Origin of the sequence: Mesorhizobium sophorae (assembly GCF_002270415.1) — a bacterium.
GTDB classification, from domain to species: Bacteria; Pseudomonadota; Alphaproteobacteria; order Rhizobiales; family Rhizobiaceae; genus Mesorhizobium; species Mesorhizobium sophorae.
Genome location: NZ_NNRI01000022.1, coordinates 1,293,842 through 1,305,135, shown reverse-complemented (window position 1 = coordinate 1,305,135; position 11,294 = coordinate 1,293,842). Strand labels below are relative to the sequence as shown.

The window sequence follows — 11,294 nt, the reverse complement described above, 5'->3', positions numbered from 1 at the left end:
AACGTCTATGCCGTCGGCGCTAGCGCAATTCCAGGAAAAGTGTGAAACGGTCTTCCCGGGAAAAGCGCAGCACTTTCCCTAGGGAATTGCGTCAAAGCCAAGAGATAGAGCGGTTCTGCATTTCCGTGAAACGATGAACCGCTCTAGCGCAGCCAGCCGATCGCCAGTTCCTTGACGGCATCGAGCGCGCGCTGCGGCAACGTGCCGACGCCGATCGACTCGGCGGCGAAAAGCGGCGTTTCCTGGCTGAGCGTGTCGCCGATCCAGACGCGCAGCGCGCCCACCGGCTGCCCTTCCTCCACCGGGGCGGCAACCGGGCCTGTGTAGACGATCTTGGCCGTCAGCTTGTCGCGGTTGGTGATCGGCAGGAAGATGGCGATCGGACCCTTCGCCTTCAGCGTCACGCCGGATTTCGCGCCGCCAAAAACCTGGGCTTCGCCGACCACCTCGTCCTTGGCGAAGATTTCGGTCTTCTCGAAAGAGCGAACACCCCAGTCGAGCAGTTTTCGCGCCTCTTCGGCACGCTCCTTGTCGCTGGCCAGTCCGCTCATCGCCGCGATCACCCGCGTGCCGTTGTGGTTGACCGAACCGACGATGCCGAAGCCTGACGTCTCGCTCGCGCCGACCGCCAGGCCGTCGGCGCCAATGTCCATTGCCAGAAGCGGATTGCGGTTCCGCTGCGAGATCTTGTTCCAGGTAAAATCCTTCTGGCCGTAGTAGTGATAGAAATCCGGATAATCGCGCCACAGATGCACGGCCAGCAGCGCCAACTCCCGCACCGTCGTCTGCTGGCCGTCCGCCGGCAGGCCGGTCGAATTGACGAACGTCGATGTCTTGAGCCCGATCTGGCGCGCGCGCTCGGTCATCTGCGAAGCAAAATTGTCCTCCGACCCGGCCATGCCTTCGGCAATGACAATGCAGCCGTCATTGGCCGCCTGCACCGTTACGCCCTGAATGAGGTCCTCGAGCCGGATCGACGATTTGAGCTTGGCAAACATCGTCGAAGTTCCCGAAGGCGCACCACCTTTGCGCCAGGCGTTTTCGCTGACCACGAACGTGTCGTCGAGCTTCAGGCGTCCGGACTTTATGGCGTTGAAAACCACTTCCATGGTCATCAGCTTGGCCATCGAAGCCGGCGGTATCGGCTTGTCGGCATCCTTTGAAAACAGCACCGTCCCGGTCTCGGCATCGATCATGAAGACCTGCGCGGCCTTGGTCTCGAAAAGCTGCGCACTGGCTGGAGCCAGGGAAAGCAATAGCAGGCAAAAAAACAGAAGCCCGGCGAAAGGCTGGAGCAAGCGAAATTGCATGAAATTCGACCCGTTGGCCGGCACGTCCGGCAAGCCCGCGAAAAGTATCAGGCTTTTTCCGTGGCGGATCAACCGCGCAGTGGAAATCCGACCTTGCTTGCGTTCAGTTGCGCACAGCCAGCGCGTCCGGCGCGCCATGCGACCAGGCTGCCTGCAGCAAATCATCCAGATTTCGGTGGCCGTCGGGATAGAGATTGACCGAATACCAATCCTCGCCGTCGAGTTCTGAACGCTGGATCTCGATCTTGCCGAATGCGGCAAGCTGGGCGGCAACGCGCTTGGCCTCCGCCGCATCCTCGAACGAACCTGCCGCAACATAGTCGGTGGGCGAACCGGCCGACGGCGACTGACGCTTCCACGATTGCAGCAGGTCGGCCGGTGACATGCCGTCGCCGCCCAGCGCTGCGAAGGCGTTGGAGGCGCGCTCTACCCGATCGTCCGCATAGGAGAGCGAGGCCACGGCAAACGGCGATTGCGGCGGCAGGCTGATCTCCGGGCGCTCCGGCACGATCGGGCCGAAATCCGGCAATGCCAGGTCGCCATAGGCCGGCGACTGCGCCGGCATAACCGCCTGGGCCGTCTCCGAATCGGTCAACTGGCCAGGAAACGGTACGGCGGCGGCACCAACGGGAAGGCTCGGCGACGGTCCGTTCATGGCGACCATGACGCCGGTCGGCAGTCCATCCGACGGGTCCGGCGCCTTGTTGCCGGGATGGTAGGAGGCCATCAGATACTGGTCGTCATCGCCGTCGAGCGGTGCGCGGCCGACATACTCGACCTTCACCTGAGCGGTGCCGATATTGGCATAATCAAGCATTTGGGCGGCGCGCTCCGACACATCGATGATGCGGCCTTCGTGATAGGGGCCGCGATCGTTGACGCGAACGATGACCGAGCTGCCGGTCTTGAGATTGGTGACACGGGCATAGCTTGGCAGCGGCATGGTCGGATGCGCCGCCGTCAGGTGTGTCATGTCGTAGACTTCGCCATTGGCGGTAAGCCGGCCGTGGAAGGCATCGCCATACCAGGAGGCCAGACCGACCTTGGCGTAGTGCTTGTCTTCCTTGGGGTAATACCACCTGCCCCGGACCTGATAGGGCTTGCCGAGCTGGTCCCGGCCGCCGCCACGCTGCAGCCGCCCGCCCCGGAAGGCCACACGTGGGCTTGCCTTCACGCCATATTCGGATTCGGAGAAATATTCCTTGGAGCGGGTCTTTTTGTAGACCATCGCTTTGGGCTCAGGCGATGCGCAAGCCGCCAGCAAGGCAGCCGATATCGCCAACAACGCGACTGTAGCAGCGCGACGAATACGCGGGTGCGTCACAGCCTGCATGTTTTCAGATGTCCCCTACAGTCTCAATGAAAGACGCCGCTATTTTAACCGTCGCAGGTGCCAGTGCACTCACTCGACAATGCCAACGACGCCTTGAACCCCGATCCTTTGTGCGCAGGAATTGTTTATCACGGTATTAATCGATTATGGCCGGAACCGGGCAATATTGTGGCACGGTGCCTTTGCGGCCAGCCGGTAGCTTGGACGGAAGGCCCACGCGGTCGGCATTCTGGCTCGATCACCGAAAAGGCCACGCCGCCCGTCGGTAACCTTGAACATGGTGTCATCCGGCTGCTTGCGGATTCATACGACCAAGAAATCGTTGTTGGTCATTGCGAGCCCCATAGTGAGCGTGGCGAAATGGTTGGCGGCGCCGGCGCCATTGCCATCGGCATCGTAACTCAGCCAGCCGTTCGCCGAGTCGTAGAGGATGTGCTGGGCGGCAGTAGTGGCCACTGCCCCTATGTGGAAGGCGGCGGCCGTCAGTGTGCCATTGCCTCCAAGCGCTGCGAAGACGGCGTTATCGAGCTGGATGGTGTCGTCGACCACCGAGAAGTCGGAGATGTGGTCGACATTGGTGGCGGCGTTGAGCGCCGTGGTGAAGACGAAGTTGTCCTGACCCTGCGCACCACTCAGCGTGTCGTTGCCGCCGAGGCCGTTGATGACGTTGTTGCCCGAATTGCCGGCGATGATGTTGGCAATCGAATTGCCGGTGCCGTTGATGTTCGCTGCGCTGCGCAGCTGCAGGTTTTCGAGTTCCTGGCCGGAAAGGTTGAAGCTGACATAGGCCTGGACATTGTCGGTGCCCTGGCCGTTGAGCTCGACGACATGGTCGCCGGCGTTGTCGACATAATAGGTGTCGTTGCCGGTGCTGCCGCTCATGGTGTCGGCCCCGCCGAGGCCATCGATGATGTTGTTGCCCGAATTGCCGGTGATGATGTTGGCGATCGAATTGCCGGTGCCGTTGATCGAAGCCGAGCTGCGCAATGCCAGGTTCTCCAACTCCTGTCCGGAAAGACTGAAGCTGACATAGGCCTGCACTTTGTCGGTGCCCTGGCCGTTGAGTTCGACGACATGATCGCCGGCATTGTCGACATAGTAGGTGTCGTTGCCAAGACCGCCTTGCATGGTGTCGGCGCCTTCCTTGCCGTCCAGCGTATCGTTGCCGCCGAGGCCGCTCAGCGTGTTGACGCCTGAATTGCCATTCAGCGTATTGGCCAGGCTGTTGCCGGTGGCGTTGATCGAAGCTGCGCTGCGCAGTGCGACGTTCTCGATATTGCCCGTGAAGTGGTTGCCGTCGCTTAGATTGATCGAGATGTAGGCGTTGACGGTATCGATGCCAGCGCCAAGGGCTGCGCTGCTCTCATCGACCGCGTCGCTCGCATTGTCGACGAAGTAGGCGTCATTGCCGGGACCACCCAGCAAGGCGTCAGCCCCCGTTCCGCCGTTCAGCGAATCGTTGCCGTTGCCGCCAACGAGACGGTCGTTGCCGTCGCCGCCGTTTAGCGTGTCGTTATTGGCGCCGCCGGCGAGGTTGTCGCTGCCGCCCAGGCCATTTACGATGTCAACGGCATCATCGCCGGTAAAGCTGTCGGCGGCGGCGTCGCCGGTGACGGTCCGCACAAGCTGGAAGGTCTTTTGAGAGACATCACCTGTTGTGTTGCTGCTGTAGCTCACCACGAACTGCGCAAGGCCGAACGCCGAGACCGATGATTGAGAGTTGTCGTCCGCCGAGGAGTCGATCTTCAGCGGATCGCCGGGGTTGCTGATAAAAGATCCGGTCACCGGATCAACCAGTGCTCCGCGGATATCATGATCACCGTGGACGGCATCGAAAAGGTTGGTGAAGGTCGACAGGACCATGCCGTTGGACAGCTGTGTAACGGCGGTCTCGCTGTCATCGGTAGGCAGTTGGCTTACCACGCTGCCGCCATAGTTTAGCGGCTGTCCGGCCGAACCGAAGCCTGCCACTACTATGTCGGTCTGTCCGTTGTGGAACACATCTTTTTCGAGCCCAATCGCGAAACCGCCGGATTGGAGTGCAGTCACATTCGCCTGGTGGCCGGATTGGAACTCGGCCGGCGGCTTCCTCACCGAACCGTCATGGTTGTAGACGGCATACCAGATCATGCTATTACCGTCGGCGTCTATCCGGTCCCAGGCAACAGCGAAGCCGCCGTCGTTAAGCCCCGCCACGCTGGCGTTCTGATCGTTGGCCGATGAAGCGTCCACGTCAAATGGATAGGAAGCCCCGGAGTTGTAGATCACGATGTCATTGCCTGCCCCGGCGCCGTAGTCATACTGATAGGCAACGACAAAGCCGCCATCGGCTCTCGCAGCGATGTCGGGGTTCGAGGCGCCTGAACCTGTATCAATGGACAACGGAGTTCCGACGATGACGCCGGTGGCCGTCTGTCTGACGAAATCAATGCCCCCGCCACTATGCGCTCCCACGATGGCAACGGTGCCGTCCGTCAGCTGCGCGATTTTGGCATCGGGGGCAAATGCGCTGATGACCTGGGGCTGCTGGTTGCCGGCGGCGTCGTAGAAGACGGGGACCGAAATACCCCCCGGAACGTCGGCAACCGTCGCGAAGCCGCCGCCGTTCAAGGCCACTGTGTCGGAATTCGAGGCGGGGTCCACGGCCGGGAAGATGCGCTCGAGCAGCGGCGTGACGGAGTAGGTGGTGGTCAAAGCCATGCCAGTCCCCCTTGGGCAGGTGCCCGGATCGCTTCGATTTTCGTGATGTTCATGCCACCATCGGCCAGGGCACCTACGCGATGCCTGACGCTGCGTCCGCCGGACCATACCCTTGCCTATTAGTATTTACTAATGGAAAAGTTCTCGCCCCCATCGTCTCTTGTGAGGCATCGTCGGCTGCCTGGTGAAGGCGAGGTTCCGATCAGGGCGCCTTTCCTCCTGCAACGTCGGCAGAACAATACCTTGATCAGATCACGGGAAGGCGCTGCTGCGGTGGTTGACGCGGCCCTCAATGCCGCACTACGAACCAGTCGGAACGCCTTCGGTGCCAATCCGTTGCGAACGGGCCGAAGCCAGTCGGCAGCGCATTACCTAAGTGATTGGAAAGTCACAGCGGACGAATGGCCGAGCGTTTTAAGGCACCGGACTTGAAAACCGGCGTGGGTGCAAGCTCACCGTGGGCTCGAATCCCACTTCCTCCGCCATAGGTGATTGCGTTCGTGGTTCGGGATGCAGCAGCGGGCGCTGCTATCTGTGCATGGAATCAGCGCAATCTAGATAAAGCGCGGGAAGATCCACCTCCGCGAAACATTCATTGGCATCAGGCATCAGCCTTCATTGCGGGTCCGGATGATCGACGAGGAAAGCGAGACCGACGGGAGCGCTTGGGCCATGGGTTCCCGCGATCACACCATAGGCGTCTGCATCTCAATTATATTAGCTTGTGCTTGGGGACCTTTTCCGTCTGGGCCGGCGTCCACCATCCCAACACCCTGCCCAACGAGTGCGCCGGCGGGAATTGAGGAAGCATGAGCAGCTTAGGAGTATGGGTCGTACTCGCTACGGCGTCCATCGCGATCATTTACCTGTTGTCGTATGTCTCGATCAGGATGTAGGGGCAGCGGCGCCAGGCGCGATGAGGGCTTACCGGGAGCGGTGCTTGGTTTGGCGGCAGCCAAGCTTTTCTCCCTTGCCCTCTCTAGTTCCAAAAATCTGATGTAATAGGTATCAAAGGCCTCACTGTTCTTCCGCTCCTTTCTCCGGAGATAAAGATACGGCAGCGCAAATGCCAAAATCGTGATTACGCCGATCGGACCCGCGATGTGATTGCTGCCTGCAAGCCAATAGAAAACCGCAACGACGCTGCTGGCTATCGCCGCCGCCGCCACACTTCCCCTGATAGGATCAAATCTTGGCGGCGGCGCAACCGTGTCTGCCCGTCGCCTGGCCTCGAAGCTAACGCGTGCAGCATCCAATCTGACAATTCCCGATTATCGACGCGAATGGCCGGCGCAGGGGATGCTTGGGGAAGCGAAGCCGCACCGGCCACCTTGGCGGGAAAAGCCCCCCGCGCTGTTAAGTTTATCGTATATTAGATATCGCGCAATTAAGACTGAAGTCCTTGTTCTGCCGGCCCTAAAGGCCCGCTTCGCAGCACCGTCAGACAATGGGTGTTGTGATCCCTTCCAGCGCAATGATCCTGGTGTTGGCGCAACGTTTTCGGATCTCGATCAGGCGGGCGTACTCCGGCGAATTATACCAGCCCATCAATGACGCCATATCGGGGAATTCGATAATAACCAAACGGTGTGGCTCCCAGTCACCTTCCAGAACCTTGGTCGCACCGCCACGACCTAAGTATCGCCCGCCGTAGCGCGCCTCGGTGGCCGGAACATCCCGCCGATATTCCTCGAACGCGGCAGCGTCTTTTATGTCCACATCCGCGATAAGATAGGCGGCCATTTGTGCTCCCTCCCTTTGTCGTCGAACCCCTTCGCCATCACTTTGGCCTTCCGTTTAGATCTTTACGGGTTTGTGCTCCACCTTTTGCTGCTTCCATCGTTCTTACGGATAGGTCCCGAACATATTAGCGAAAGCGTATATTTTCACCAGCCGGCACGCTCCCCAACCCGCGCCGGTCAGGCCCGACAGTCTGCTGGCCCCCCGCCGTGCGGAGATGCCGGGCCGCTTAGTCTGAGCGTCGCTGCCCTGGTGTCTTCGGGTGGCTGGTGAACGAGATGTTTCGGTCAGGGCGCCCAGCGTCACGGCAGGGCTGGCAGAATAGGACCCGGATCAAATCCCAGTGTAGGCAGCCGTAATCTTCGCCGAGACGGTCAACCAGCGCTTGGATATTGAGGTCGGCATGCCGGCGGCACGTCATGCAGTCGACGGAAAGCCCCGACCCGATCTGCAGCTTCTTGCCGAGCGTGTCCTCGACGAACGGATATTTCATGGTCATGGGATGGCGCTACCCAGCCTTGGGAGGCCGCACAGGCCCTGTCCCGAACCATTGAATGAACGGCGAATCCTTGCCGGTGACGTCCTTCACCGTCTTCAACAGCGCTTCGTGGGTGCGCTGGAGCGCCCGGTAATGCTCGCTGCTAGGTGATAGAAGCGGCTGGACTATGCTTTTATGAAGTCGTTCCGCCTCCGCTGCGTAGTCACCACCAATGCCCCCTTGGGCGAAAAGCCCGCCGCCAGCAGACTGAGAGCGGGCAGCGGGCCTTTGATTCTCGGCAGGTGGAGGCCCGCCGGGCAGCAAAGTGCCGTTCGGTGACGACGATGCTGGTTATCTGGCTTTGCGCGGACCGACGACTTACTGATTCGTAAGGCACGATCACTGAAATACGTCGGGTCCGCTGCCGGGGAGACAGCGGACTCAAACTAGGGCCAGGAGGGGCAAGGCCCTTTATGATCCCTATGCGGGGATCAGGGTGATAACACCGGGCGACCACAAACGTTCCGTCGGCTGAAAGATATTTCCCAAGCTCCGCTCCACGCCCGATTTGACTCGCTAATCCCTGACTAAAGCGTACTGAAAGGACGTCGCTGGCCAATTTGAACGGGCGCCTGGCGCTTGGAAGAGTCGATCACGCTTTCGCCCCCACGAGGGATAAAGCGATGTCATCCGACGATCATCTCGATTCTGAGCAACTTGCAATGCTAACAAAGGTTCTCAACGACTATTGCACAGAGGCAGGAATTCCAGAAGGCCATCCGGCATGGGAACACTTCGGCCGGCGCCTCAAGAGCCTATTCCAGTCCGGGATACATGATCCCGATGAACTGGTGTCCAAAATGAACACTGGCTACGAGGATTGGCTAGGCGAGATCGGCGCTACGGGTCCTTTCATACCGCCCAAACTATCGTCCGAAGACCGTTTCGTAGGCGACAATCGCTTGCCGGGGTCAGACCTAAGAGGCAGGCCAGCCGTAGCGAATAGAGTTCGGATTTAAGAAAGCCCGGATTTTTTGGTGACGGGCATCCGGCCGGCATTTTCAACCGCGGGGCATCGTCCAAAAGGCTGTATTCCAACAAACTCCAGCGAGCGCGCTATGATGAATATTCGGCGCCGTTCCCCTCAAAGCGCCGCCGGGTAATGGCTCGGCGCCCCGCTGGTTTGTTGAGTGTCAAAAGGGCGCCGGGATGGATTGCCTGGCGGAAAAGCGACCGGCTTCACTGGCATTTCTGGGTCAACATGGTAGTGCCCGGCCGGGGGGAAAGGCTCAGGGCTAACCGTCGCATATAAAGCCCTTAACCTTTATTCAACATGTCTAATTTAGCGTCGTTTAATGCGCTTCTCCATTCTGCTTTTTGGCTGGGCGGCATTCTTCGGTTGGGACTTTGCTGCCAACGATGGCGAATTCACAGTGGGCCTCGGCATGCGAGTTGCCCACCTACTCCATCTTTCTGGTCTAATATGAAGCACAGCGCGCGTTTCCGTTGGCCTCTTTAGGCACGGGACGGACCATCCTTCCTCCGCCTGACCCGCATTCGCATACGGCGGTGGTCCTCGTCACTAGTCGTGCTCATCAGGGGCGACCTTGTCGGCTTGGGGTGGTGTCCCCCTTCTGAAAAGAGAAGGGCGAAACGATAGATCCTCGAGGGAACAGGTCGGTAGATCGCGCGCAAAAGTGCGTCCGCCGTGCGTTGGCCAAGTTCAAGCATGACGTTGTCGTATGTGTCGGAAATCCGGCAATTGGGGCAAGATAAGAGGTCGGACCCTTGAGGCTCACTGACGCTGCTAAGGGGCACTCTGCACGAATTGCAGACAATCCTAGGGGCGCTTTCGATCATCTAGAGAGATATCTCGCTGTTTTAATCAACAGAGCAATTTCGGTGCCAAGCACAATTGATCCGTGGCGGGACATCTAGCGCCGTTCGCTTGGCGATATGAGAACGTCGGTTTCCAGTCGCGGTTGCGCTGCGCCTGGATACCCTCGTAACACCGGCCGGCGGTCGCGCCTTGCAGCCGTACAATCCGAGCAGCCGAAGGGCCTCGACCAGATCCCAATGCAGCCGCGATCCGGGCCGAGCCGGTCGATAAGCGCTTGGAGATGGTTCCGGCAAGCGCCCGGTAAGGCCCCTGAAAGGATGATGGCCACCCGCACTTAGCCTTAATTGAGCAACTTCTGACGTGGTTGTAGAGTCACTCGCGCGGGAGACCTGACCTCCCCCGCAATGGCCGGTGCAAGCTTTAAGTCCGGCACCCGCCGTCGACTGCGGATGTACCAGCGACGGCGGGAGCAGCGGCAAGCGCCGCCCTTCAGGGCAAAACAGCGCCCCGCAAGCGCCCGTTCACTCTTGCCGGTGAGCAGGAGTTGCGCGTCGACAAAATCATCAGAGAATTAATTCGTGGACGACCGTCATCGAATCTTTTGGCGGAACCTGGAGTGGCAACCGGTGCAATCCTGCAAAATCATGTGCACCAAGTGTTCTGCGGGCAGCGTCGCCGGATCGGGTTCAGCCGCGTTAGTGCGCTTCCCCAGCAGACTTCCGCCGTCCATCATCGTTCCGGGCCCCATCCGCATTTCGCCGTTGATTTTCGGGGGCGCATTCGCAGCCTCCTTTGCCAGTGCAGTTGTGAGCGTGGCGATGTGGTGAGCCAGCGCCTCAAAACTTCGTCGGTCTTGGTCGATTTCCGGTTTGGCACCGGACAGTGGACCGAGCGATCCGGATGGAAACTCGCCAACGAGGCTCCCGGTTCGATCTCGTAGGGTTTCGGCAGCGTCTCGAAATGCAGCAGCATTGTAAGGGACTTGGCCGTTAAACATCCCAGCAAGCGTTTTTGCAGCCGCTGCCATTTGTTTCATGGACGCTTGGCGGGCCTCGATGAGCGCTTCACTGCCAACCTTGGCAGCGGCCAGGCTTGAAACACAAGCCAGTGCAAGCCCCACCGCAAGGACGATGCGTTTCACCGAGTTGTGCGCTCCCCAGTGCGGGCAGGCCGCAACTCCAACCTTCATGCGCCTACCTCCAAGTCATGCTTCGGCCATACACCTTCCAGTACATGGAAGGTCAAGCCGCGTGATCTCGCCGGCAAGCGGCGAATGGTCACTCCGGCACGCCAGCATCTGTCGACCTCTTCGCCGATCTCGATCCCCCGAATTCCGATCACTGCCGCGTCAGCAATCAGTTTGTGGGTGAGCTCGTCAACCGAGATGACATTGGGCCTTTGCCGTCTCGGGGATGTTGTTGGCAATCCATTGATCTAGGAAATCGATTCCGCGCGTGCTCATTGAGCCATAAAGTCGGCAACGGCTCAGGTTCCAGCGGACGGTTTCAGATAGAGTGGCGAACGACCTGGCCTGACATCGCGCCGATCACGACATCGAGTAATTCAATGTCCTTCAAAGCTGCGATTTCTAAAGGGTCGGTGCTTTGGGCTAGAGTCCTGATTTCAGGCACTCCATCAGCGTCACGGGGCGCAAAGCTCTCGACCAGGACATCTCGATACTGCTTCAGCAAGCCGAGCGCATGATGATCTAAGGTCTCTTGATCCACAGGCCGATCGTATCAGAGCGCCAACGGCCTCGCCAGCAAGCGTTTCCCCTGGCCGCCGTCCTACAGCGCCGAAGCGTCCCGCGCGGCCTGGCGCTCGTCGACCCCTTCAGATCCCTCGAACCAGACCGACACGTTGAGCTTGGGGAAGTGCAAGACCTTGGCCTGC

Annotated in this window: 7 protein-coding genes; all 7 read right to left on the bottom strand. The window is 59.8% G+C overall.

All coding sequences use genetic code 11. From position 1 onward, the window contains the following. Positions 1 to 143 precede the first annotated feature (143 nt). Positions 144 to 1,310 carry a D-alanyl-D-alanine carboxypeptidase family protein gene (locus CGZ66_RS37560; protein WP_167392397.1) on the bottom strand — a complete coding sequence of 389 codons (1,167 nt, stop codon included), beginning with the start codon at positions 1,308 to 1,310 and terminating at the stop codon, positions 144 to 146. 103 nt (positions 1,311 to 1,413) lie between these two features. Further along, positions 1,414 to 2,643, bottom strand: coding sequence for a septal ring lytic transglycosylase RlpA family protein (locus tag CGZ66_RS37555; RefSeq protein WP_095091594.1), 1,230 nt, complete (start codon positions 2,641 to 2,643; stop codon positions 1,414 to 1,416). A 303-nt stretch (positions 2,644 to 2,946) separates the two neighbouring features. Continuing rightward, complete coding sequence (locus CGZ66_RS41465) at positions 2,947 to 5,343, bottom strand: calcium-binding protein (protein ID WP_167392396.1); 2,397 nt, start codon at positions 5,341 to 5,343, stop codon at positions 2,947 to 2,949. A 1,440-nt stretch (positions 5,344 to 6,783) separates the two neighbouring features. After that, the gene (locus CGZ66_RS37535) at positions 6,784 to 7,086 is read right to left on the bottom strand and encodes a DUF1330 domain-containing protein (protein ID WP_095091592.1); all 303 of its coding nucleotides are present in this window, start codon (positions 7,084 to 7,086) and stop codon (positions 6,784 to 6,786) included. Positions 7,087 to 7,312: 226 nt separating this feature from the next. Continuing rightward, positions 7,313 to 7,582 carry a hypothetical protein gene (locus CGZ66_RS37530; RefSeq protein ID WP_095091591.1) on the bottom strand — a complete coding sequence of 90 codons (270 nt, stop codon included), beginning with the start codon at positions 7,580 to 7,582 and terminating at the stop codon, positions 7,313 to 7,315. Positions 7,583 to 9,990: 2,408 nt separating this feature from the next. Continuing rightward, on the bottom strand, positions 9,991 to 10,590 hold the full coding sequence (locus tag CGZ66_RS37520) for a c-type cytochrome (RefSeq protein WP_095091589.1): 600 nt from the start codon (positions 10,588 to 10,590) through the stop codon (positions 9,991 to 9,993). Positions 10,591 to 10,906: 316 nt separating this feature from the next. Next, on the bottom strand, positions 10,907 to 11,128 hold the full coding sequence (locus tag CGZ66_RS37510; protein WP_095091588.1) for a hypothetical protein: 222 nt from the start codon (positions 11,126 to 11,128) through the stop codon (positions 10,907 to 10,909). Between the last annotated feature and the right edge of the window lie 166 nt (positions 11,129 to 11,294).

Excerpts from the sequence above, each read along its gene's own strand:
- CGZ66_RS37535 (WP_095091592.1), bottom strand. The coding sequence starts at position 7,086 with ATGGCCGCCTATCTTATCGCGGATGTGGACATAAAAGACGCTGCCGCG.
- CGZ66_RS37560 (WP_167392397.1), bottom strand. The coding sequence starts at position 1,310 with ATGCAATTTCGCTTGCTCCAGCCTTTCGCCGGGCTTCTGTTTTTTTGC.
- CGZ66_RS41465 (WP_167392396.1), bottom strand. The coding sequence starts at position 5,343 with ATGGCTTTGACCACCACCTACTCCGTCACGCCGCTGCTCGAGCGCATC.
- CGZ66_RS37555 (WP_095091594.1), bottom strand. The coding sequence starts at position 2,643 with ATGCAGGCTGTGACGCACCCGCGTATTCGTCGCGCTGCTACAGTCGCG.
- CGZ66_RS37530 (WP_095091591.1), bottom strand. The coding sequence starts at position 7,582 with ATGACCATGAAATATCCGTTCGTCGAGGACACGCTCGGCAAGAAGCTG.
- CGZ66_RS37520 (WP_095091589.1), bottom strand. The coding sequence starts at position 10,590 with ATGAAGGTTGGAGTTGCGGCCTGCCCGCACTGGGGAGCGCACAACTCG.